Source organism: Stenotrophomonas sp. 80084_Sma (assembly GCF_056481995.1).
This window is the reverse complement of sequence record NZ_CM151177.1, coordinates 2,476,759-2,497,150: the sequence shown is the minus strand read 5'-3', so window position 1 is coordinate 2,497,150 and position 20,392 is coordinate 2,476,759. Positions and strand designations below refer to the sequence as shown.

Sequence of the window (20,392 nt, the reverse complement as noted above, 5' to 3'; positions counted from 1 at the left end):
GCCTGTCACATGCTTCCGTCCAGGCTCTTCCGGAAGAACGCCCCCAGCGCTGCAAACGGAATCAGATCGGTCCGGTCATACAGATCCACGTGGCCTGCACCCTTCACCCACAGCAGTTCCTTCGGCTGTCCCGCCAGTCGGTAGGCCTCCTCGCTGAATTCCTTTGAATGCGCCTGATCACCCGAAATGAACAACATCGGACGCGGGGAGATGGTCTCGATGTCGTTGAACGGATAGAAGTTCATGAACTTCACGTTGCTGGTCAGCGTCGGGTGGGTGGTGAGCTGCGGTGATGAACCAGTCGGCGTGAACTCGCCGCGCGAAGTGCGGTAGAAGTCGTAGAACTCGCGCTGGATCGGATGAGTATCTGCCTCAAGCCTATGCACTGTGCCGGAGGTGTACTGTGCGGCGCCGCCCTCGGCTTCGACCCAACGCTGGCGCGCGGCAGCAGCAATCACGGCCTTGCGCTGCTCAACGCTCTGCGAGCGGTTGAGGGCACTGCGGTTCGCAGCGCCCATGTCGTACATGCTGACGGTAGCAATGGCTTTCATGCGCGGGTCGATCTTGGCCGCACTGATCACGAAACTGCCACTGCCGCAGATGCCAAGCACGCCGATCCGTTCGCGATCCACCTGTGGCTGCGTGCCCAGGTAATCGACGGCTGCACTGAAGGCCTCGGCATAGATGTCCGACGCAACTGCATTGCGGGGCTCGCCCGCACTTTCACCCCAGAATGACTGGTCGATAGCCAGGGTCACGAAGCCTTGTTCAGCCAGCTTCTGTGCGTAGAGATCCGCACTCTGCTCCTTCACCGCGCCCATGGGATGGCCCACGATGATGGCGGGCAATGCTTGCCCAGGCCTGCGGTTCTTCGGCACGTACAGATTGCCGACGATCTGCATGTGGTACTGGTTGTTGAAGCGCACCTTCTCGCTGGTGAGCTGGGTGCTGCGATAGAAGTTGTCCGCGCCGTGGGCCATGTCCTGTCCAACTGCAGTGAGGGGGATGGCCGCGAGGACCAGAGAAAGCATCAGCGTCTTCATTCGCGCATCTCCGAATACTGTTCGTCGCTTACTTTCTCCAGCCACGTCACCGGGCTGCCATCCACCGCCTCGGCAATCGCGATGTGGGTCATCGCCACTGTGGCACTTGCACCATGCCAATGCTTCACGCCCGGGGCGATCCACACGGTGTCCCCCGGACGGATCTGCTGCCGTGGCTGACCCCACTGCTGCACCCAGCCCACGCCTGCGGTCACGATGAGGGTCTGGCCCAGCGGGTGGGTGTGCCAGGCCGTGCGTGCGCCGGGCTCAAAGGTGACCGTTGCACCTCCTACGCGTGCCGGCGCAGGGCGTTGGAACCCGCCATCGATGCGCACGTTGCCAGTGAAGTAGTCAGCGGGGCCCGCCACGGACGATGCGCTGCCAGCAGGCGTTATGCTCAGATCATCGCTGGCCGGGCCGCCGCCGGTCGCAGGCGCAGCCATGGATATCAACGTACCGAGAAGCATGGACATGGGGAGTACTCCAGGAGTTGGGGGATTACCAGGCGTAGGCATTGGGCGCCTCGCCACCGGGGCCAGGCCAGATCGCATCCAGTCGAGCCAGTGAAACATCTGAGAGCTTCAGCGCAGGGGCCTTCAGGTTCTGCAAAAGCTGGTCCACCGTGCGCGGCCCGCTCAGCGCGGTGGTCACCACCGGGTTGTGCAGCAGCCAGGCCAGCGCCACGTCGGCGGGCGCCTCACCCAGTTCATCGCAGAACGCTTCATACGCTTCCAGCTGCGGGCGCAGCTGTTCGATACGCTGCAGGAGGTGCGGGGTAGCGCGTCGGCCATTGGTGACCTTCTTCAGCACGCCTCCCAGCAGGCCCATGCCGATCGGGCTCCAGGGGATCAGGCCGAGCCCGTGGTAGCGCAGCGCCGGGATCACTTCCAGCTCCACCGTGCGCTGGGTCAGGTTGTACAGGCTCTGCTCGGCCACCAGGCCGAAGGTGTGCCGCGCGGTGGCCACGCCCTGTGCGGTGGCGATGTCCCAGCCGGCAAAGTTGCTGCTGCCCACGTAGGTGATCTTGCCTTCGCGGATCAGCTGTTCCATGGCCTGCCAGATTTCTTCCCATGGCGTGGCCCGGTCCACGTGGTGCATCTGGTACAGATCGATGTGGTCGGTCTGCAGCCGGCGCAGGCTGGCCTCGCAGGCGCGGCGGATGTGGTACGCCGACAGCCGGCGATCATTCGGGCCCAGCCCCATCGGCTGGTACACCTTGGTCGCCAGTACCAGGCCGTCACGCTTGCCACTGCGCTTGAGCCAGCGCCCGATGATCTCTTCGGAGAGGCCGAAGCCCTGCGCCATGTCCGGCGACTGCGGTCCGCCGTAGACGTCGGCGCTGTCGAAGAAGTTGATGCTGGCGTCCACGGCGGCATCCATGATGGCGAAGCTGGTTAACTCGTCGGCAAGCTCGCCGAAGTTCATGGTGCCAAGACCCAGCCGGCTGATCTTCAGGCCCGAGCGGCCCAGAGAGGTGTAGTGCATGGGGGACTCCTTCAGGAATGGACAGGCAGGCGATGGTGCTGCGCCGAGCGCGCAGCGATGCAGGATGTGACTACCGAGCCCAGCAGCAGGACAGCGCTGAACCAGAACGTGGCGCGGTAGCCCTGGTGGTCCAGCAGCAGGCCGCCCACGGTCGCACCGATGGCGATGGCCATCTGCACCACGGCCACCATCAGGCCGCCACCGGCCTCGCCGTCATCGGGCAGGGTGCGGGCCAGCCACGACCACCACGCCACGGGCGCCGACGTGCCAAGCAGGCCCCACAGGGCGAACAACACCGCCACCCTCGGCAGCGTGTTGCCGATGAGGATCATGCACACAGCCGCCAGGGCCATCAGCGCCGGCAGAAGTACCAGTGTGCGGAACAGTGCCTTGTGCACGAAGGGCTCGATCAACACCGTGCCAGCCAGGCCCGCAGCCCCCATCAACAGCAGCAACAGCGACAACGTCGAAGGCGATACGTGCAGCGTGGCTTCCACGAACGGGCGCAGGTAGGTGAACAGCGAGAACTGGCCCATGAAGAACAGGCTCACGCCCACCATGCCCCACGCCACCGGCGGGCGCTTCAACAGCGAGAACACATTCCACGAAGCGCGCCCGGCGGTCGCCTTCATCGATGGCAGCGCAGCGATCTTCCACAGCAGGGCCACCACAGCCACCGGCACCAGCGAGAAGAAGGCGCCGCGCCAACCGATGATGGCGCCGAAGTAACTGCCCATCGGCGCTGCAATGACCGTGGCAAGCGCGTTGCCGCCGTTGACGATGGCCAGTGCGCGGGGCACCTGGTGCGAAGGAACCAGGCGCATGGCGGTGGCCGCCGACATGGCCCAGAAGCCACCGATGGCCACGCCGATCAGCGCACGGCCCAGCATGAACACCGGGAAGCTGGGCGCCAGTGCCGCCAGCGTTCCCGAGAGGATCATTGCGGTAGTGAGGCCCAGCAGCAGCCATTTGCGGTCCAGCTGCCCGGCCAGTGGCGAGACCAGCAGGCTGGTGACCAGTGCAAATGCACCGGACACCGCGATCGCCTGGCCTGCCTGGCCTTCACTGACCTGCAGGTCGGTGGCGATGGGCGTCAGCAGGCTGACCGGCATGAATTCGGAAGCGACCAGCGCGAAGGCGCCGAGTGACAGGGCCAACACCGCGCCCCATTCCCTGGGGGATGCCGAGCGGACAGGCGCGGCCATGCCTGCCCCAGCCGGGGGGAGATTGAGTGAACTCATGAAGGTATCCAGGCCCAGAAGGGCGACAACGGCGGAAGGTTCCGGCGGCCGGACCTCCCGTGGTGGGGGAGGGGGCCAGTCTGGACCACACGCTGGCGTTTGATTAGATAATCAATTTCGAATGGGTCAATTAGTTGCGCTAATCAATCCCTGTGACACACTGCACGCATGGCACGACGCAACTTCAATGACCTGCTGGCTTTCGTGACCGTAGCGCGGGAGGGCAGCTTCACCCGTGCGGCGGGCGTGCTGGGGGTTACCCAGTCCGCACTGAGTCAGGCCATCAAGACCCTGGAAGAGAGTCTCGGTATTCGGCTGCTGACGCGCACGACGCGCAGCGTTTCGCCGACCACGGCAGGCGAGCGCCTGCTGCAGTCGATCGGCAACCACTTCGACGACATCGAAATGGAGCTCGAAGCTCTTACTGCATTGAGGGACACACCGGCCGGGCAGATCAGGATCACCAGTGGCGACCACGTACTGCGCACGGTGCTGCTGCCCAAGCTGATGCCGCTGCTGCACCGCTATCCGGACATCCGCATCGAGTTCGATGTCAGCTATGCACTGCGTGACATCGTTGCCGACCGCTTCGACGCCGGTGTTCGCCTTGGCGAATCCATCGACAAGGACATGGTCGCCCTGCCCATCGGCCCACGCCTGCGCATGGCCACCGCAGGGACGCCGGGCTACTTCGCTGCGCACGGAATGCCGAAGGTGCCGGGCGATCTGACTGGTCACCGGTGCATCAACATCCGTCTTCCCACCAGCGGTGGACTGTATGTGTGGGAGTACGAGAAGAAGGGTCGCGAGATCAATGTGCGCGTGGATGGCCCGCTGGTGTTCAGCACGTCACCGCACATGGTCGATGCCGCGCTTGATGGCCTGGGCCTGGTGCATCTGCCCGTTGATGAGCTGGCACCCCATCTGGAAAGCGGCCGCCTGGTGCGGGTACTGGAGGACTGGTGCCCGCTGTTCCCCGGCTATCATCTGTATTACCCGAGCAGGCGGCAGCCTTCCCCGGCGTTCAGCCTGGTGCTGGAGGCATTGCGGGTCTAGGTCGATGTTGCCTCGATGACCGTCCGGCATCACAGCCGCGATGGGCTCACTGGAACTGGATCGCCGCCCTGCAGCCGGCCCTCGCGTGCGGGTTCTTCGCTACCGATCCGGAAACGTGCCGCATCCCAACCGATGCAGAACGCGGCAAGAGTTTGACCAGGCAGAACGCACGCTTGGACAGCCCACCCGTCTACTGGGCGGGGCACGTTCTACGAGTACCTTGCAATGCGTATTCTGGACCTCCTGGACACGCTGCGTTCACGGCCACCGACACCCGCGCTCACCACACTGCACCTCCCTTACGCACAAAGAGGTGCGACATGGCCACCTGTGATGTCTGCGGCAACAACTACGACAAGAGTTTCACCCTGCAGCAGGGCGGACGCAGCGGAACCTTCGATTCGTTCGAGTGCGCCATCCATGCATTCGCACCGCGCTGTGCACATTGCGACTGCGCAGTTATCGGACATGGCGTTGAAGGAAAGGGCCAGATCTTCTGCTGTGCACATTGCGCCGGTCATGCCGGTGTACAAGGTGTAGCGGACCGGGCCTGAGCTGCCTCGGTTTGACCCTGCCGATTACGCAGAGACCAGCGACGAAAGTCCAGCGACCCGGGCTGCACCCGAGTTCACCAGCACTGCCAGTGCACGCCGTTTCTGGGAGGGCATCGCCGCCACAGCTTCCAATGCCACCACGACCTCGAACTCCCTGGCGTTGGCGTCCAGCGCCGTGGCCAGGACACACGAGTCGGCCGTCATGCCAGTGAGGCAAAGACGGCGTACTCCCAGCTTGGCCAGCAGAATCGGCAAGGGACTGGCGAGGAACGCCGAGTGCTTGGGCTTGAGCACGAAATAGTGGCCGGGCAGGGGGGAGAGGGTTGTGGCAATTCGGGCAGCCGTCCCCCCGTCCCGCTGGCACTGCTCCACTTGCTGGCGGAAGTCCCGCTTCCAATCTGAGAAGTTGTCATTGGCATAGATGACTGGCCACCCTTGGTCATCGAAGTGGTCTCTCAGGCGGCGGATCTGCCGGGCCGCCTTCTCTGCCGCTGGCGCCAGCGCATCTGCACCTGGGAAGTCGAAACGACTGAACATGTCGATGATCAGCAGGGCGGTAGAAGGGGCACGTGCCATGCCTCAATCTCCTGTCTGGGCATGGGGCGCTTCGACCGGCTTGGACTGTGGCGAATCCTTCTGGCGCAGGAAGATGGTCAGCACAACCAGAGACAGCACGGCCAGAAACTCACTTTGCCAGTTCTGCATGGATTCGAACCAGAACGTGCTGCTGGCCAGGTGCTCGAGAAAGCCCGGCACTGGCAGGCCCTGCAGCTGCTGCTCGGCTTGTTCGGCTCGCCAGCTTCCCAATGCGTGCAGCGTAAAGCTGGTCAGGAACAACAGGCCGAAGGCGATCGCAAGCGAGTGCCCGTAGATGACTTTCCATGCGCCACCACGCCTGAAGGGCCAAGGCGTCGGCCCCGGCTCGATGCGATTCTGTTCCTGCGCAGGGTCCAAGGGCCGCGATTCGGCCGAACCGCGCTGGCGCAGGCTGACCGTCAGAAGCACGTACATCCCCATCTGCAGGAATTCGCTCTCCCAGTTCTCAAATGTGGCGCTGACGAAATGCCCGGTTGCCAGGTAGTGCCAGAGATCGATCGGCGTGCGTCCGTGCTGCACCAGCTCCTGGTTGTGCACGTGATGTCCCGCAATTGCCTGCCCACCAATGAATACGACGGTGAGCACAAGCAGCACCAGCGAGAGACCGTTGCGCTTCCACATGCAACACCTCGTTCAGGCTGTTCCAGAGACCATGCATGAAGCTTGCGCGGTCGCAGCGCCATGACTTGTGATTGCTGCGCATCCAGAATGTGATGTGGTCTCAACGTTTCCCTGTGGGATCGGGATCAGGACGCTCGTAGTCCTCGGGTACAGCCTTGGGCCCATCGCCATCGTCGGGCATGTCGTGCTCCTTCCACTTGGCTCGATCATTGCGCCGCTTGTCCGGCGTATGTGCCTTCGACTGATCATCCACGTCCGTGGTCGGATTGAAGGGGAGTTTGTCGGTCATGGGTTGCTCCTGCAGCAGGAGGTTGAAGCGTGCAATCAATCCGGTTAACGCGGTGACGTCGCGAAATGAACACCATGCACACCGGGATGTCACCGCAGGGGGAGGGGGTGTTGCGATGCTGGAACCCCCTCTTGCTGGAGAAGCGCGATGCAGGCATTGACCTACCACGGCCGCAAGGATGTACGTGTCGAGACCGTGCCGGACCCGGTACTGGCGGCTGACGACGATCTGATCCTGCGTGTTACCGCTACCGCCATCTGCGGCTCGGACCTGCATCTGTATAGGGGCAAGATTCCCGATCTGCACGACGGCGATGTGCTGGGCCACGAATTCATGGGCGTCGTGGAAGAGGTCGGCAGCGGCGTCACCCAGGTCAACCCGGGGGATCGGGTGGTGATTCCCTTCGTGATCGCCTGTGGTGAGTGCTTCCACTGTCGGCTGGCCGAGTATGCCGCCTGCGAAACCACCAATACCGGCAAGGGCGCCGCGCTGAATCAGAAGGGCCTTCTGCCGCCGGCCGCGCTGTTCGGATACAGCCATCTGTATGGCGGGGTTGCCGGTGGCCAAGCGGAGTTCGTGCGAGTGCCCAAGGCGAATGTGGGCCCGCTACGTATTCCGGAAGGCGTAGCCGACGAGCAGGTCCTGTTCCTGTCTGACATCCTCCCCACCGGCTACCAGGCCGCGCTGAACGCAGGGGTGAAGCCGGGCTCAACGGTGGCCATCTTCGGTGCGGGCCCGGTAGGGCTGATGAGCGCGGCCTGCTGCCGGCTGCTGGGGGCGGAGACCATCTTCATGGTCGACCATCTTCGTTACCGCCTGGACTACGCGCGCCGTGCTTACGGTGTTACGCCCATTGACTTCAAGGCGACCGAAGACCCGGCGGACTACATCCTTACCCAGACCAGCGGGCGGGGCGTGGACGCTTGCATTGAGGCGGTAGGCTTCGAGGCCGAGGGCAGTGCGCTGGAGTCAGCATTGACCGCCGTGAAACTGGAAGGCAGCAGCGGCGTGGCGATCCGGCAGTGCATCGCGGCAGCACGCCGCGGCGGGGTGGTCAGCATCCCAGGCGTCTACGCCGGCTTCATCCATGGCTTCCTGCTGGGTGACGCGTTCGACAAGGGGCTGACGTTCAAGATGGGGCAGACCCATGTGCAGGGACTGATGCCGGAACTGCTCGACGCAATCATGGAAGGAAAGCTGGACCCGGGTGACATCATCTCGCACCGGATGCGCCTGGCCGATGCAGCGCAAGGCTATGCAATGTTTGATGCCAAGGACGACGACTGCCGCAAGATCGTATTGACACCTTGAGCGTGCCGCCATGAGCGCGATCATCATGACGTGCGTCTATGCGCTCTGGTTGGCCGCCGGTTGGCTCGACTTCCATTTCCACCGGCGTACCGACCTGCCGCACACCTCTGCGTTGCGGGAAAGCGCATTGCACGGGCTGCAGCTACTGCTGATTGGCAGTGGCGTTCTGGCATGGCTCCTGCTGGAGAATACCCGGTCACTCGTCGCGCTCCTGGCGCTTCTGGTGATCGCACACGCGATCACCGGCTATTTCGACACCGTCAGCGCGGACGGTCGCCGGCGTATCAGTCCAGCGGAGCAGCACGTGCACAGCGTGCTCGATGCCGCGCCCTGGGTTCTGCTGGGCTGGGTCGGCTGGCACGCGCAGCCGCGGTGGTCGCTGAGCGTGGATCCTGCGGCGCTTGAGGCCTGGTGGCTCGTTCTGTTGCCGGCGGTGGTACTGGTGGTGCTGCCATGGCTGTGGGAATTGCAGCAGTGCCTGCGCGTGAGGCAGCAACGGCGTGGGACAGGTGCGTGAGGATCACTGCGCAGGGCATTCATGTGCCCGCCACACCTCCAAGACAGTGATGTGACCGCCTGCCGCCTACGTTCATGACATATCTTCATTGCAGAAGCCCTCATGCAGGATGTGACGCCGCCATCATCATTGATCAACCGCGCCCGCCAGGTACTCGTCCAGCAGCCTGAACTGCCATTACCGGGATGCGGGCAGACACTGGATCGTTGGAGGGCGCTTGCGGCGTTGGGGGGCGAAGATCTCTGCCTGGCCAAGGTGCTGGAGGCACACTACGACGCGCAGGCGATCATGGCCGAGTTGAAGGCACCGTCGGCTACTGAAGGCCAACTGTGGGCGGTGTGGGCCGCAGAGGGCCCGGCGAGCACACTCCGCATCGACGCCGAGGGCAGGCTGCGCGGGGACAAGCCCTGGTGTTCGGGCAGCGCCTGGGTGGATGCCGCATTGGTCACGGTTCGCAGCGCTCAGGGGGTGTGGCTATGCCAGGTCGCGGCGGAGCACTGGACGACGCTGTCGGGTGAGCCTTGGCCCGCCGTCGGCATGGCCGGGATTCCGTCCACCACCGTGCGCTTTGATGCCGCGCCGATGGTGATACTGGGCGCGCGCGATGACTATCTGCAGCGACCGGGCTTCTGGCATGGAGGCGCGGGTATTGCGGCGGTCTGGTTTGGCGCAGCGGTCGCGCTGGCCGAGCGCATGCGATCCGCCTGCACCGAGGGAAATCGCGCACGTCTACTGGGCGAAGTGGACCTCGCGCTGGCGCCGGCCGCGGCGCTGCTTCGCGAACTGGCGGCACGCATCGATGCCGAGCCCGAATCGGCGCATCGCGAGGACGTGGTGCGGGTACGTTGCGTGATCGAGCGTGCGGCCACGCGCGTGCTGGATCTGGCGGGTCGGGCCCTGGGCCCGGCGCCCATGTGCCTGGAAGACGCCCATGCCCACCGCTGCGCGGACCTGGCCGTGTTCCTTCGCCAGAACCACGCCGACCGCGATTGGGAGTGGTTGGGTGTGCAGCGGGCGGCCCAGGAGGCGACATGGGCGCTGTAGCCAATGCACCGCTGCAAGGCGAAGGAACCCAGGAGCAGGCATGGCTGCGCTGCCATTGGCTCTGGCAGCAGCCGATCACACCGGCAAGCGGGCTGTGCACCGGGCATGACCGCCTGGTGGTGGTCGCGCCGCACCCGGATGACGAAATCCTCGGCTGTGGCGGACTGCTCCATCACGCAGTGGGGCAGGGCATGGAGGTGAGCGTCGTTGCCGTGACGGACGGCGAAGCATGCTATCCGGGCGAGCCGTGGTGGACGCCAGGGCGCTTGCGGTCGGCACGGCGGGCGGAGCTTGCCGCGGCCCTTGGCGAACTCGGCATCCCGGCCGGTTCCATATTTCACCTGGGTATCGCCGACGGCGCGGTCAGCACGCACGAACAGGGCCTGGAAGGCTGGCTGCAACAGCATCTGCAGCCGCGTGACCTGGTCCTGGCGCCATGGCGGTTTGATGGCCACCCCGACCATGAAGCGGCAGGGCGTGCTGCCTGCCGCGCCGCCCGGGCGGTGGGGTGCCGCCGCTTGGAGTACCCGGTCTGGGGATGGCACTGGTTGGATCCGGCCTGTGCACATATGGCGTGGGAGGTGCCCAGACTGGTCGACATTTCAGCAGTGGCGGCCGCGAAACGAAACGCGATCGCGCATTTCCGGACGCAGACGGGCGACGTGCCGGGCTTGAACAGCCCTCCGGTGCTGCCCGCGCATGTACTGACCCGATTCTTCCGAAACTACGAGGTATTCCTGGCATGAGCGCGCAACCGTACTTCGATGACCTGCATGAGCAGGAGGACCCGTTCGGCTACCGAAGCCGATGGTATGAAGAACGCAAGCGTGCACTGCTGCTGGCAAGCCTGAGCCAGCGTCATTTCACTCGCGGGTGGGAGCTGGGTTGTTCCAATGGCGTACTGACCGAGGCCCTGGCCGCCCGTTGCGAGCGACTTCTGGCAACCGACATCAGCCCGCGTGCTGCGTTCCAGGCCCGCCGCAACCTGGCCCACCTGCCGCACGTGCAGGTCCACTGCGCCAGCCATCCCGAGCAATGGCCGCCGGGCCGCTTCGATCTGATCGTCTGCGGCGAAATGGGCTACTACTTGGGAGCCGGCGCGCTGCGCGAGCTGCGCGCCGGTATCGGGGAAGCGCTTCGCGATGACGGGCTGCTGGTGGCTTGCCACTGGCTGCCCTCGTTCCCGGGGCGCGCGAGCCGCACCGAGGTCGTGCATCGATGCCTGGGTGAAGGCCTGCAGGAGGCCTTCCACTATCGCGACGCGGACTTCGTACTGCAGGGCTGGGCGCGCGGCGCGATGTCGTTGGCCCGACTGGAGGGCCTGCGGTGATAGGCGTGCTGGTTCCGGCCCACAACGAGGCCGCCAGCATGGAGCGGTGCCTGCAGTCGATCAGGAGGGCGGCCCTGAATCCCGGGCTGGGTGGCGAAGCGGTGGAGGTGATTGTTGCGCTGGACGATTGTTCGGACGCCACGGAATCCATCTGCGCCCAGCAACGGGTTGATACGCTGCGGTTGGATGCACGCTGCGTGGGCATCGCCCGGGCCGCCGCCGCCGAGCTGCTGGGTCGGGGTGCAAGATGGCTGGCGAGCACGGACGCGGACAGCGAGGTACCTCCTGAGTGGCTGATCGCACAGCTTGAGGCACGCCCGGACGTCTTCTGCGGGCTGGTGGACATCGCAACGAACTGCAGCGCCGAGGAGCGCCTGCGCAAGGCGTTCCGGAGGCGGCAGCAATGGGGGGACGATCATGGGCGTATCCACGGTGCGAACCTGGGTGTTTCCGCCCAGGCCTATCGTGCGGCAGGCGGCTTTTCGCCGCTGCACTGCGGGGAGGATGTCCAGCTGGTGAGGACATTGCAGCGCCTCGGCGCTGATGTGCGGTGGGCGGGTGCGCCGCTCGTCATGACCAGTGCCCGCCTGGCAGGACGCGCGACAGGGGGATTTTCAGCCTATCTGGCGGAGATGGGAGCGGCGGGCGCCGCTTCGGCGGCGGGCCAGCCAATCCTGTTGACTTGAAAATCAGGCATTTCGGCGCGCCATGGCGGAATGCAACGGAAATGCTGTTAAAAAACCCCGGTTCGCCGGGCAATATGTGACCAATTCACGTTTGGCGTTTACGGTCTCTCAACGACACCGGCCTTAGATTGAGCGACCGGGAGAGCAGGAGCGCCACCATGCCGAACAGAGCGATTGTCTATGTCAGCGAAGCCGTCGCTGGATTCACGTCCGCGCGCTTGGAAGCACTGATGGAAGATGCGGCCCGCTTCAACCGATCAGCGGGTGTGACCGGCGTGCTTCTATTCGACGGCCGGCACTTCCTGCAATACATGGAGGGCCCCGCCGATGGGCTGGATGTGGCCTTCTCCCGCGTCAGTGGCGCCGGCAGTCACACCGACCTGATGGAGCTTGCTCGCGGGCGTGTCGGGCAACGGCGGTTGCCGTTCTGGCCAATGCGCTGCCTGCCAGTCAGTGCGGATGAGCTGCGGATGATCGCCCTTGCTGACTGGACCAGTTTCATCCAGCGGGCGGCGACGAACCAGGCGGGAGCTACCGCGATGGAAAAGCTCCTCTCGATCGTCGAACCCTATGCTAAAGCGGCCTGACTGGTCGACGCGTTGCTGTAGGCCGACCCTCCCGAATTTCGCAGGGCGGCGCAGGACAAGTGAAACGGGTTTTCCCTTGCTGACACCCCACTGAGTTGACTGCGACGCAGGATCAGTGCGTGGTCAAGGGCGTGCAGGCATCGCCCATCACGCGTTGGACGGCCTGCTGCAACTGGGCGATGTGGAAAGGTTTGGCCACGAAGGCCGCGCTTCGGTGGCGCTGCGGCACCAGTTGGTCATAGACCGCAGACACAAACAGGAACGGGATGCCAAGCTCGGCCAAGCGATCGGCAACCGGAAAGACCACGCCGTCACGAAGCTCCACATCCAGCACGGCGCCATCGAACGTCTGCTTCTCCAACAGCCCCATCGCATCAAACACGCTATACGCATGGGTTACCTGGCCCCCCCCGTCTTCGAGCGCCTGCTCCATCAGTGCGGCCAGATCGAACTGATCCTCCACCAGCAGCAGGTTGCACCTGCGCCGGCTCATATCGGGTTGCATGCGCGCATGCCTGTATTGCCTCGGGAACTGCAGTGTGTGCTGTGCTGCATCAAGGCTGCGAGTGTGGAATGTCAGCCCGGTGCGAAGCTGGGAAGGTGTCGCCAATGCTGTCGAGGTGGCGTGGAAAGAGCCCGGCGTTCCTTGACGGCATTTTGGCAGCGGCCATGGATTATTGCCGCCATCTTCGACACTGGAGCTTCTGCCATGCATCGACCTGGAACCGATCCCGCTTCGCCACGCGTGCTGCGTGTCGAGAGCATGTCCCTGGACTGCGGTGGCACCGCCGTTGTTGTAGAGCTTGACCGGACACCCGAACGGGTATGGATGAAGTCGCTGAAGCGAGCCGTTCAGGCCAACACCGCCCTGGAGGGGGCGCAGGCCAAGTTCGATGGCCGTTTTGTGTATTTCGTGGGCATGGAGGAGAGTGGGAATCGCGTCCAGCATCACGTGATGCAGGCGCTGATTTCGGCGGAACCGGGCCGCGACCCGGCCAGGCCCAGGGGTTTCCCGGGCGCGGCACTCTCCAGCTCGATGACCGCCTGAGTGCGACCTGCGCCGATACGGCATTCCGCCTTGATTGCCACTGTCAGCCCATGCCGGCCGCCGTCGCGGCTGAAGCCCGCCATGTGCTGGCACGCGTGCGCACATCTGAAGCGCACGTTGCGTGTAGACGCGATGCGCAGCGGCCACGCCACAGCTCGACGCAACCTCCACACCGGTCTCACCGCGCGTACGATGCGCGTCGCTAAGGTAGGGCTGTCTGCAACAACCGGTGGTGTCATGCCTCTTCGCGCAATTGCCTATGTAAGTGAAGCGTCCGACAGCCTGACTGCGGAACGACTGCAGCAGCTTGTGATGGACGCGGTGCTGTTCAATGAATCCGCCGATGTCACCGGTACGCTGTTATTTGATGGCAGCCGCTTCCTGCAGTACCTCGAAGGCCCCGAAGCGGGGATCAGCAGCGCGTACAAGCGGATCCTGGCAGCCGGCAGCCACAGTGGCGTGGTCGAACTCAACCGGGGGAGGGTGGGCCGGCGGCAGTTCCCCCATTGGCGGATGTGCTGCGTGCGGGTGGATGAACTGGCGCTGGGAAAGATTGCCATCTCCGACTGGACAGGCTTCGTGCGCAGCGCATCGGCGCTGGCTTCAGGCACCAGCGCGCTCGATCGCCTGCTGTGGGTGACGCAGTCAAATGTGGACGGCGCCGCCAGCAGCGCTCTGGAACCTGACGGCTGGGTGGCGCGGTGAACACAGCTCCGTCGCCGCCTGGTCCGACACGCATTGGTTGCGCTGGCTGGTCGCTGTCCCGGTCGGCGCAGGGAGCCTTTGGGCAGGGCAATAGCGTTCTTCAGCGCTACGCCACCCGCCTGCCCATGGTCGAGATCAATTCCTCGTTCTACCGTCCGCACCTGCCCAGCACCTATGCACGGTGGGCTGCGAGCGTGCCGGACTATTTCCGCTTCGCAGTGAAGATGCCGCGCTCGATCAGCCATGAACACCGGCTTCGCGATGCAATGCCACCGCTGCAGCGGTTCCTCGATGGCGTGCTGGCACTGGGTGACAGGTTGGGTCCGCTGCTGCTCCAGTTGCCACCCAGCCTGGCATACGAACCGGCGACGGCGGAGGGATTTCTGCATGGTCTGCGTGCACGTACCCAGGTCGATGTGGCCTGCGAGCCGCGCCATCCCAGTTGGTTCACTATGGAAGCGGACGCCCTGCTGAGCGACCATGGTGTTGCCCGGGTTGCAGCGGATCCGGCACGGGCACCCTCAGCTGCGATTCCCGGCGGGGACCGCACGTGGAGCTATTGGCGCTGGCACGGCCAGCCGCAGATCTATCGAAGCGCCTACAGCGAACAGACCTTGGCGGGCCTGGCGCGGGAGCTAGAGCTCGAATCGGATACGCAACGATCAGTCTGGTTCGTACTGGACAATACCGCGCTGGGCCACGCCACCAGCAACGCCCTGCGCCTGCAGGCCCTGCTGCAGGAGGGAGAGCATGCCTGAGGGACCATCCATCGTCCTGCTGTGCGAGGCTGCGAGGCATTTCAAAGGGCACGTCGTCCGCGCGGTTTCAGGGAACAGTCGGATCGATCTGTCGCCACTTCAAGGACGCAGGGTGAAAGCCGTTCGAAGCTGGGGCAAGCATTTCCTGTTGGAGTTCAGCCACCAGACCCTGCGCATCCATCTGATGATGTTCGGCAGCTGGCGCATCGACGAACGGAAGCCAACCCCTGCGCGGGTGTCCCTGGAGTTCGACAATGGCGAGCTGAACTTCTATGCCTGTTCCGTAAAACTCATTGGCGAGCCATTGGACGACGTCTATGATTGGCGCGCGGATGTGTTGAACGATGCCTGGGATCCGAAGCTGGCCCGGCGCAAGCTGAAGGCAATGCCAGGCGTCCTGGTCTGTGACGCGCTTCTGGACCAGACAATCTTCGCCGGCGTCGGTAACATCATCAAGAACGAGGTGCTGTTCCGCATAGGCGTGCACCCGACCACTCGCCTGGGTAACCTGCCGCCGCGCAAGCTCACCGCCTTGATCACGCAGGCACGCACCTACAGCTTCGATTTCCTGGAGTGGAAGCGCCGCTTCGAGCTGAAGAAGCACTGGCAGGTACACACGCGCAGGATCTGCCCGGTCTGCGGTGGCCCGATCAGCAAGCTGTACATGGGTACCACCCGGCGGCGCACATTCTTCTGCCCGAACGACCAGGTGCTGTACGAACCCTGAGGCCGCCTTCCATGGCGGCCGGGCTGCATTCGACGCGGCTCAGGCAGCCTGCGCGGCCTTGGCATTGCCGCCGCCCTTGGCCAGCAGGGTCAGCTTTTCATCGGTCGCCTTCTCTTCCTCCAGCGTCTCCAGCAGCAAGGGAAGGGCATCCTTGTAGCCCAGCTGTTTGGCCAGCGCGGCGATGGTGCCGTAGGATGCAATTTCGTAATGCTCGACCTTCTGTGCGCCACCGATCAGGGCGGCATCGCGCACAGGGCCCTTGTCGATGCTGTCGATCACTTCCTTACCTTCCTCTACCAGACCTTCCATTGCCGCGCACTTGATGCGCTTCAGGCGGATCCCAAGCACCTCCACTACCTGGTCGATGCGCTCGATCTGGCCCTGGGTTTCTTCCAGATGCGTTTCGAACGCCGCCGCCAGATCCGGATTCTCGGCCGCACGGGCCAGGCGCGGGAGGGCCTTGGTCAGCTGCTTCTCGGCGCTGTAGATGTCCGAGAGTTCGTGGATGAACAGGTCTTCCGCCGTCTTGATAGCCATAGTGGGCTCCGCGTTGAGTGGAGCGCTCAGCGTAGGCGTCGCCCGGTTGCGCCAAAGCAGGGGCCAGGTGAAGGCTGCATGGGAACGTCAGCAGAAAGCCTGCGCGCCGTCTTCACGAAGCGGCGCCTGTCACTGTGTGTGGCTGCATTTCAATGCCGGCAGGCCTTCGGCATGGCTTCAGGATGGCATCGCAGCTTGGGACTGCTTGCGTCCCCGGTCGATGGCCTCCGTCGGAACAGCCCTGCAAGGCCCTGCCAGGCAGTGCCTTGCACCAGGACATCCACACGCGGGTCTGCCGTCGTCGCGGCGCCTTTCAGGCCTCGGCGGCCGCGTCCACCTCGCAGGGCATGCAACGCTCTTTCTTGAACTTGATGTCTGCCGCGGTCTTCGCCAGCGCCTCGTAACGCTGGCGAATCTCTTCAAGGTGAGCGGGCTCCATCGATTCCAGGTTCAACAGCTCCTGGTTGGCATCCTTGCTGACCCGGATCAGCTCATCCAGCTTGATGTGCAGCGCGGCCGTATCGGCGTTCTGCGTATGCTGGATCAGGAACACCATCAGGAAGGTCACGATGGTCGTTCCCGTATTCACCACCAGCTGCCACGTATCATTGAAGTGGAAGGCCGGCCCGCTGGCGGCCCAGGTGATGATCACCCCCAGCGCGGCGACGAATGCGCCCAGGCTGCCGGACAATCGTGCCGTTGCGGCCGCCACACGGGCAAAACCGCGCCGGATCACGCGTCACCTCCCGCGGCCTCCTTATCCGTGCGGCGGTCTGGCAGCGTGACCCGCTCCCCAAGGCGCTTGGCCTGCTCTTCCGGGGTTGGTGCAGCAACAAAGGGAGAGATCGGGTCACTGGCGGGGAAGGTTTCCTGCAGCGCTTCGTCATGGTTGCGGCGGTTGTGCAGCTTCGCCTGCAGTGGACTGACAGGATCGGGATTCTGCGCTTCCGGGTCCGGGTGGGGAAGGTCTTTCTGATCACGTTGCATGGTGAATCTCCAGGTTGATCACCACCAGTCAGGTGGCGGGCCCAGCATAGGAGTGCACTGTGAGCGGCCCCATCAAGAGTGGGGCAACGTGATGTCAATCCTTCAGGCAATACGCGTTAACAATCAGCAGGGCGGGGGAGCGTTGCACCGGCCGCGACGGCGCCAGGCCATCACCTGGCCCACCACGGCCGTCAACAGCAGCATCGCATTGGTGACCACGAAGACGGTGCTGCCCAGCATCGCGCTGTACACCGTAAACAGCGCGGACGCGGTCATCTGGCCCACGAACAGCCACTTCGATACCGCTTCGGGGTTTGGCGACTGCCACTGCTTCACCATCTGCCGGATCAACGTCGCCATCAGGACCGCCGTGGCGATCCAGCCAAGTACATCGGGATGCATGATCGCCTCCTATCGTGCAGATGACTCACGCTAGCCCTTGGCCGCGCAACGGCGTAGCAAGGGGAGGTGAAAGTGGCATTCCACCTCCTGCGCCCTCACACCATTCACTCCGCAGCAGCGAGAATGGCCTACCGGGCGCGCCCATTGCGCGGCCCGCCCGCCGAATGCAGGAACGCTGAAATGTCCAACACCCCCTTTGGTGAATCGTCATGCGCTGCCGCCGCCAGCGGTTGCGTCAAGGTGCGTGGTGCCCGCGAGCACAACCTCAAGAATGTCGACGTTTCCATTCCGCGTAACGCACTGGTGGTTTTCTCCGGCGTATCAGGTTCCGGCAAGTCATCGTTGGCCTTCGGTACCGTGTTCGCCGAAGCGCAGCGGCGCTACTTCGAATCCGTCGCGCCCTATGCAAGGCGCCTGATCGACCAGGCGGGCGTGCCCGATGTGGATGCCATCGACGGGCTGCCGCCGGCAGTGGCCCTGCAGCAGCAGCGCGGCGCCAGCAATGCGCGTTCATCGGTGGGCAGCGTGACCACGCTATCCAGCCTGGTGCGCATGATGTACTCGCGTGCCGGTGCGTACCCGGCCAACCAGCCCATGCTGTACGCCGAGGACTTTTCGCCCAATACGCCACAGGGCGCCTGCAGCACCTGCCATGGCCTGGGGCATGTCTACGAAGTAACCGAAGCGCTGATGGTTCCGGACCCGTCGCTGAGCATCCGTGAGCGCGCCATCGCTTCCTGGCCGCCGGCATGGCATGGCCAGAACCTGCGCGACATCCTGGTCACGCTCGGCTACGACATCGACATACCGTGGAAGAAGCTGCCGAAGAAGGACCGGGACTGGATCCTGTTCACCGAGCAGGCCCCCACCGTGCCGGTCTATGCCGGGTTCACGCCCGCCGAGACCCGCGCCGCACTGAAGCGCAAGCAGGAGCCCAGCTACATGGGCACCTATACCGGCGCGCGCCGCTACGTGCTGCACACCTTTGCCAATACCCAGAGCGCGCTGATGCGCAAGCGCGTGTCGCGCTACATGGAAGGCCGGTTGTGCCCGGCCTGCCACGGAAAGCGCCTGAAGCCGGAGGCGCTCTCGGTCACCTTTGCCGGGGTGGATATCGGTGAGTTCATGCGGCTGCCGCTGGACCAGCTGGCGGCGCTGCTGGAGCCCATCGCACAAGGTGATTTCGGCGCGCACAGCAAGGGCGCTCGCACCAACAGGAGCGCGACACCCCGCGATCGCGCCCGGAGGGCCGCGAGTGGCCAGGCGACCCACGAGGGCGCTCCGGACGTGCGCCTGACCTCGGCCTTGTCCGAAGAGAAGCGCCTCGCCGCACAACGATTGGCAGGCGGAGTCATGGCGCGTGTACGCCAGCTGCGTGACCTGGGCCTGGGCTATCTCTCGCTGGACCGTGCGACGCCAACCCTGTCAGCCGGCGAGCTGCAGCGCCTACGGCTGGCCACGCAGCTCAGCTCGCTGCTGTTTGGCGTGCTGTACGTGCTTGATGAACCCTCGGCCGGCCTGCATCCGGCCGACAGCCAGGCGCTGTACGACGCACTGGAACGGCTGCGCGACGGCGGCAACTCGGTGTTCGTTGTTGAACACGATCTGGAGCTGATGCGCCGCGCGCAGTGGCTGGTGGATGTGGGTCCGCAGGCGGGGGAACACGGCGGGCGCGTTCTCTACAGTGGCGAGCCCGACGGCCTGCGCCAGATCCAGGATTCACGCACGGCCCTGTATCTGTTCGACCAGGTGCCGGCGCCTGCCAGCCAACAGCGTAGCGCCAACCGCTGGCTGGAACTGAAGGGCATCCACCGCCACAACCTGCAGGGCGTGGACGCACAGGTGCCGCTGGGACTGCTGACAGCCGTGACCGGCATTTCCGGCTCCGGCAAGTCCAGCCTGATGGCGCAGGCGCTGCCCGAGCTGTTGCTGCTGCACCTCGGGCATGAGCCTGCCGACGACCGCGCCGATAGCGCGCCCACCGACGGACCGACCGTGATCGAAACGACGCGGGGCACATTGGCAGGCGATATGGACGCGATCCAGCGGGTGGTGCAGGTCGACCAGAAGCCCATCGGCCGCACGCCGCGCTCCAACCTGGCCACCTATACCGGGCTGTTCGATCACGTGCGCAAGCTGTTCGCCGCAACGCCGGCCGCGCGCCGCCGCCGTTTCGATGCCGGCCGCTTCTCGTTCAACGTGGCCAAGGGCCGGTGCGAGACCTGCGAGGGCGAGGGTTTCGTCAGCGTCGAGCTGCTGTTCATGCCCAGCGTCTATGCGCCGTGCCCCACCTGCCACGGTGCGCGTTACAACGACGCCACGCTGAAGGTGCAGTGGAATGACCGCAACATCGCCGAGGTCCTGCAGATGACGGTGGACCAGGCGCATGCGTTCTTCAGCGAGGAAGAGGCCATTTCACGCCCGTTGCAGTTGCTGCAGGAGATCGGCCTGGGCTACCTGCGGCTGGGCCAGCCAGCCACGGAGCTTTCCGGCGGTGAGGCGCAACGCATCAAGCTGGCCACCGAGCTGCAGCGCAGCCAGCGCGGGCGCACGCTGTACGTATTGGACGAACCCACTACCGGCCTGCATGCATCGGATGCGGACAGGCTGCTGGTGCAGCTGCAGCGGCTGGTGGACGCGGGCAATACCGTGGTGATGATCGAGCACGATATGCGGGCGGTTGCACAGGCGGACTGGGTGATTGACGTAGGCCCCGGAGCTGGCGGGGCAGGGGGCACCATCGTCGCGAAAGGAACGCCGCAACAGGTGGCTCGCGCCAAAGGCAGCAGGACGGCGCCGTTCCTTGCCAGGGAGCTGGCGCTTATGTAGAGCCGAGCCATGCTCGGCTGACGAAGAATCCACGCACG

The 20,392-nt window shown here is 64.7% G+C and carries 26 protein-coding genes; 14 read left to right on the top strand and 12 right to left on the bottom strand.

From position 1 onward, the window contains the following. Window positions 1–5 precede the first annotated feature (5 nt). Genes ACZK3W_RS11650 through ACZK3W_RS11635 form a run of 4 tightly spaced genes read right to left on the bottom strand, consistent with a single transcriptional unit; the run spans window position 6 to window position 3,769 of the window. Complete coding sequence (locus ACZK3W_RS11650) at window positions 6–1,043, bottom strand: dienelactone hydrolase family protein (protein WP_197615168.1); 1,038 nt, start codon at window positions 1,041–1,043, stop codon at window positions 6–8. Further along, a complete protein-coding gene (locus ACZK3W_RS11645) occupies window positions 1,040–1,516 on the bottom strand; it encodes a (R)-mandelonitrile lyase (protein WP_189719432.1) in 477 nt (158 codons plus the stop codon). The genes ACZK3W_RS11650 and ACZK3W_RS11645 overlap by 4 nt, the downstream gene beginning before the upstream one ends. A 25-nt stretch (window positions 1,517–1,541) precedes the next feature. Continuing rightward, complete coding sequence (locus ACZK3W_RS11640) at window positions 1,542–2,528, bottom strand: aldo/keto reductase (protein WP_197615167.1); 987 nt, start codon at window positions 2,526–2,528, stop codon at window positions 1,542–1,544. Between the two features lie 11 nt (window positions 2,529–2,539). Then, window positions 2,540–3,769: an MFS transporter gene (locus ACZK3W_RS11635; protein WP_197615166.1), complete on the bottom strand. Its 1,230-nt coding sequence runs from the start codon at window positions 3,767–3,769 to the stop codon at window positions 2,540–2,542. Window positions 3,770–3,937: 168 nt separating this feature from the next. On the opposite strand from ACZK3W_RS11635, the gene ACZK3W_RS11630 reads away from it, so the two are divergent. Beyond that, a complete protein-coding gene (locus tag ACZK3W_RS11630; protein ID WP_197615165.1) occupies window positions 3,938–4,825 on the top strand; it encodes a LysR substrate-binding domain-containing protein in 888 nt (295 codons plus the stop codon). A 320-nt stretch (window positions 4,826–5,145) separates the two neighbouring features. After that, window positions 5,146–5,379 (top strand): hypothetical protein, encoded by a 234-nt coding sequence (locus ACZK3W_RS11625; protein WP_049422290.1) that lies wholly within the window; start codon window positions 5,146–5,148, stop codon window positions 5,377–5,379. 24 nt (window positions 5,380–5,403) lie between these two features. Here ACZK3W_RS11625 and ACZK3W_RS11620 read toward each other — a convergent pair whose 3' ends face one another. From ACZK3W_RS11620 to ACZK3W_RS11610, 3 genes are all read right to left on the bottom strand, one after another. Continuing rightward, window positions 5,404–5,955, bottom strand: a complete 552-nt coding sequence (locus ACZK3W_RS11620) for an isochorismatase family protein (RefSeq protein ID WP_197615164.1) — start codon at window positions 5,953–5,955, stop codon at window positions 5,404–5,406. A 3-nt stretch (window positions 5,956–5,958) separates the two neighbouring features. Further along, the gene (locus ACZK3W_RS11615; RefSeq protein WP_197615163.1) at window positions 5,959–6,597 is read right to left on the bottom strand and encodes a DUF6766 family protein; all 639 of its coding nucleotides are present in this window, start codon (window positions 6,595–6,597) and stop codon (window positions 5,959–5,961) included. A gap of 100 nt (window positions 6,598–6,697) precedes the next feature. Continuing rightward, window positions 6,698–6,886 (bottom strand): hypothetical protein, encoded by a 189-nt coding sequence (locus ACZK3W_RS11610; RefSeq protein WP_081352294.1) that lies wholly within the window; start codon window positions 6,884–6,886, stop codon window positions 6,698–6,700. A gap of 147 nt (window positions 6,887–7,033) precedes the next feature. On the opposite strand from ACZK3W_RS11610, the gene ACZK3W_RS11605 reads away from it, so the two are divergent. The 7 genes from ACZK3W_RS11605 to ACZK3W_RS11575 all read left to right on the top strand — a co-directional run bounded on the left by ACZK3W_RS11605 (window position 7,034) and on the right by ACZK3W_RS11575 (window position 12,361). After that, entirely contained in the window at window positions 7,034–8,197 is a 1,164-nt protein-coding gene (locus ACZK3W_RS11605; RefSeq protein ID WP_197615218.1) for an alcohol dehydrogenase catalytic domain-containing protein, read from the top strand. Between the two features lie 10 nt (window positions 8,198–8,207). Further along, entirely contained in the window at window positions 8,208–8,714 is a 507-nt protein-coding gene (locus tag ACZK3W_RS11600; RefSeq protein ID WP_088025996.1) for a hypothetical protein, read from the top strand. A gap of 102 nt (window positions 8,715–8,816) precedes the next feature. Further along, window positions 8,817–9,758, top strand: coding sequence for an acyl-CoA dehydrogenase middle domain-containing protein (locus ACZK3W_RS11595; RefSeq protein WP_197615162.1), 942 nt, complete (start codon window positions 8,817–8,819; stop codon window positions 9,756–9,758). Beyond that, entirely contained in the window at window positions 9,746–10,504 is a 759-nt protein-coding gene (locus ACZK3W_RS11590; protein ID WP_197615161.1) for a PIG-L deacetylase family protein, read from the top strand. Before ACZK3W_RS11595 ends, ACZK3W_RS11590 begins: the two co-directional genes overlap by 13 nt. Further along, window positions 10,501–11,088: a class I SAM-dependent DNA methyltransferase gene (locus ACZK3W_RS11585; protein WP_197615160.1), complete on the top strand. Its 588-nt coding sequence runs from the start codon at window positions 10,501–10,503 to the stop codon at window positions 11,086–11,088. The genes ACZK3W_RS11590 and ACZK3W_RS11585 overlap by 4 nt, the downstream gene beginning before the upstream one ends. Further along, a complete protein-coding gene (locus ACZK3W_RS11580) occupies window positions 11,085–11,774 on the top strand; it encodes a glycosyltransferase family 2 protein (RefSeq protein WP_478449917.1) in 690 nt (229 codons plus the stop codon). The genes ACZK3W_RS11585 and ACZK3W_RS11580 overlap by 4 nt, the downstream gene beginning before the upstream one ends. A gap of 158 nt (window positions 11,775–11,932) precedes the next feature. Next, window positions 11,933–12,361, top strand: coding sequence for a BLUF domain-containing protein (locus ACZK3W_RS11575; RefSeq protein WP_049463400.1), 429 nt, complete (start codon window positions 11,933–11,935; stop codon window positions 12,359–12,361). Between the two features lie 112 nt (window positions 12,362–12,473). On the opposite strand, the gene ACZK3W_RS11570 is transcribed toward ACZK3W_RS11575, so the two are convergent. Continuing rightward, window positions 12,474–12,866 (bottom strand): response regulator, encoded by a 393-nt coding sequence (locus tag ACZK3W_RS11570; RefSeq protein ID WP_180837258.1) that lies wholly within the window; start codon window positions 12,864–12,866, stop codon window positions 12,474–12,476. 204 nt (window positions 12,867–13,070) lie between these two features. On the opposite strand from ACZK3W_RS11570, the gene ACZK3W_RS11565 reads away from it, so the two are divergent. The 4 genes from ACZK3W_RS11565 to ACZK3W_RS11550 all read left to right on the top strand — a co-directional run bounded on the left by ACZK3W_RS11565 (window position 13,071) and on the right by ACZK3W_RS11550 (window position 15,599). Further along, window positions 13,071–13,409: a hypothetical protein gene (locus ACZK3W_RS11565; protein WP_197615158.1), complete on the top strand. Its 339-nt coding sequence runs from the start codon at window positions 13,071–13,073 to the stop codon at window positions 13,407–13,409. 237 nt (window positions 13,410–13,646) lie between these two features. Next, window positions 13,647–14,114 (top strand): BLUF domain-containing protein, encoded by a 468-nt coding sequence (locus ACZK3W_RS11560; protein ID WP_134950744.1) that lies wholly within the window; start codon window positions 13,647–13,649, stop codon window positions 14,112–14,114. Beyond that, window positions 14,111–14,872 carry a DUF72 domain-containing protein gene (locus tag ACZK3W_RS11555; protein ID WP_197615157.1) on the top strand — a complete coding sequence of 254 codons (762 nt, stop codon included), beginning with the start codon at window positions 14,111–14,113 and terminating at the stop codon, window positions 14,870–14,872. Before ACZK3W_RS11560 ends, ACZK3W_RS11555 begins: the two co-directional genes overlap by 4 nt. Then, window positions 14,865–15,599, top strand: coding sequence for a DNA-formamidopyrimidine glycosylase family protein (locus ACZK3W_RS11550; RefSeq protein ID WP_197615156.1), 735 nt, complete (start codon window positions 14,865–14,867; stop codon window positions 15,597–15,599). Before ACZK3W_RS11555 ends, ACZK3W_RS11550 begins: the two co-directional genes overlap by 8 nt. Window positions 15,600–15,638: 39 nt before the next feature. On the opposite strand, the gene ACZK3W_RS11545 is transcribed toward ACZK3W_RS11550, so the two are convergent. The 4 genes from ACZK3W_RS11545 to ACZK3W_RS11530 all read right to left on the bottom strand — a co-directional run bounded on the left by ACZK3W_RS11545 (window position 15,639) and on the right by ACZK3W_RS11530 (window position 17,525). Next, window positions 15,639–16,136 carry a YciE/YciF ferroxidase family protein gene (locus ACZK3W_RS11545; RefSeq protein ID WP_005416567.1) on the bottom strand — a complete coding sequence of 166 codons (498 nt, stop codon included), beginning with the start codon at window positions 16,134–16,136 and terminating at the stop codon, window positions 15,639–15,641. A gap of 313 nt (window positions 16,137–16,449) precedes the next feature. Next, window positions 16,450–16,872, bottom strand: coding sequence for a low affinity iron permease family protein (locus tag ACZK3W_RS11540; RefSeq protein ID WP_071228246.1), 423 nt, complete (start codon window positions 16,870–16,872; stop codon window positions 16,450–16,452). Continuing rightward, a complete protein-coding gene (locus ACZK3W_RS11535; RefSeq protein ID WP_049463392.1) occupies window positions 16,869–17,123 on the bottom strand; it encodes a hypothetical protein in 255 nt (84 codons plus the stop codon). The genes ACZK3W_RS11540 and ACZK3W_RS11535 overlap by 4 nt, the downstream gene beginning before the upstream one ends. Window positions 17,124–17,246: 123 nt before the next feature. Further along, entirely contained in the window at window positions 17,247–17,525 is a 279-nt protein-coding gene (locus tag ACZK3W_RS11530) for a hypothetical protein (RefSeq protein ID WP_219630815.1), read from the bottom strand. 180 nt (window positions 17,526–17,705) lie between these two features. On the opposite strand from ACZK3W_RS11530, the gene ACZK3W_RS11525 reads away from it, so the two are divergent. After that, window positions 17,706–20,354, top strand: a complete 2,649-nt coding sequence (locus ACZK3W_RS11525) for an excinuclease ABC subunit UvrA (RefSeq protein WP_125893207.1) — start codon at window positions 17,706–17,708, stop codon at window positions 20,352–20,354. Window positions 20,355–20,392 lie beyond the last annotated feature (38 nt).

Bases quoted from the DNA above. Each gene is read 5' to 3' on its own strand.
- ACZK3W_RS11650 (WP_197615168.1), bottom strand. From the start codon at position 1,043: ATGAAGACGCTGATGCTTTCTCTGGTCCTCGCGGCCATCCCCCTCACT.
- ACZK3W_RS11645 (WP_189719432.1), bottom strand. From the start codon at position 1,516: ATGTCCATGCTTCTCGGTACGTTGATATCCATGGCTGCGCCTGCGACC.
- ACZK3W_RS11640 (WP_197615167.1), bottom strand. From the start codon at position 2,528: ATGCACTACACCTCTCTGGGCCGCTCGGGCCTGAAGATCAGCCGGCTG.
- ACZK3W_RS11635 (WP_197615166.1), bottom strand. From the start codon at position 3,769: ATGAGTTCACTCAATCTCCCCCCGGCTGGGGCAGGCATGGCCGCGCCT.
- ACZK3W_RS11630 (WP_197615165.1), top strand. From the start codon at position 3,938: ATGGCACGACGCAACTTCAATGACCTGCTGGCTTTCGTGACCGTAGCG.
- ACZK3W_RS11625 (WP_049422290.1), top strand. From the start codon at position 5,146: ATGGCCACCTGTGATGTCTGCGGCAACAACTACGACAAGAGTTTCACC.
- ACZK3W_RS11620 (WP_197615164.1), bottom strand. From the start codon at position 5,955: ATGGCACGTGCCCCTTCTACCGCCCTGCTGATCATCGACATGTTCAGT.
- ACZK3W_RS11615 (WP_197615163.1), bottom strand. From the start codon at position 6,597: ATGTGGAAGCGCAACGGTCTCTCGCTGGTGCTGCTTGTGCTCACCGTC.
- ACZK3W_RS11610 (WP_081352294.1), bottom strand. From the start codon at position 6,886: ATGACCGACAAACTCCCCTTCAATCCGACCACGGACGTGGATGATCAG.
- ACZK3W_RS11605 (WP_197615218.1), top strand. From the start codon at position 7,034: ATGCAGGCATTGACCTACCACGGCCGCAAGGATGTACGTGTCGAGACC.
- ACZK3W_RS11600 (WP_088025996.1), top strand. From the start codon at position 8,208: ATGAGCGCGATCATCATGACGTGCGTCTATGCGCTCTGGTTGGCCGCC.
- ACZK3W_RS11595 (WP_197615162.1), top strand. From the start codon at position 8,817: ATGCAGGATGTGACGCCGCCATCATCATTGATCAACCGCGCCCGCCAG.
- ACZK3W_RS11590 (WP_197615161.1), top strand. From the start codon at position 9,746: ATGGGCGCTGTAGCCAATGCACCGCTGCAAGGCGAAGGAACCCAGGAG.
- ACZK3W_RS11585 (WP_197615160.1), top strand. From the start codon at position 10,501: ATGAGCGCGCAACCGTACTTCGATGACCTGCATGAGCAGGAGGACCCG.
- ACZK3W_RS11575 (WP_049463400.1), top strand. From the start codon at position 11,933: ATGCCGAACAGAGCGATTGTCTATGTCAGCGAAGCCGTCGCTGGATTC.
- ACZK3W_RS11570 (WP_180837258.1), bottom strand. From the start codon at position 12,866: ATGCAACCCGATATGAGCCGGCGCAGGTGCAACCTGCTGCTGGTGGAG.
- ACZK3W_RS11565 (WP_197615158.1), top strand. From the start codon at position 13,071: ATGCATCGACCTGGAACCGATCCCGCTTCGCCACGCGTGCTGCGTGTC.
- ACZK3W_RS11560 (WP_134950744.1), top strand. From the start codon at position 13,647: ATGCCTCTTCGCGCAATTGCCTATGTAAGTGAAGCGTCCGACAGCCTG.
- ACZK3W_RS11550 (WP_197615156.1), top strand. From the start codon at position 14,865: ATGCCTGAGGGACCATCCATCGTCCTGCTGTGCGAGGCTGCGAGGCAT.
- ACZK3W_RS11545 (WP_005416567.1), bottom strand. From the start codon at position 16,136: ATGGCTATCAAGACGGCGGAAGACCTGTTCATCCACGAACTCTCGGAC.
- ACZK3W_RS11535 (WP_049463392.1), bottom strand. From the start codon at position 17,123: ATGCAACGTGATCAGAAAGACCTTCCCCACCCGGACCCGGAAGCGCAG.
- ACZK3W_RS11530 (WP_219630815.1), bottom strand. From the start codon at position 17,525: ATGCATCCCGATGTACTTGGCTGGATCGCCACGGCGGTCCTGATGGCG.
- ACZK3W_RS11525 (WP_125893207.1), top strand. From the start codon at position 17,706: ATGTCCAACACCCCCTTTGGTGAATCGTCATGCGCTGCCGCCGCCAGC.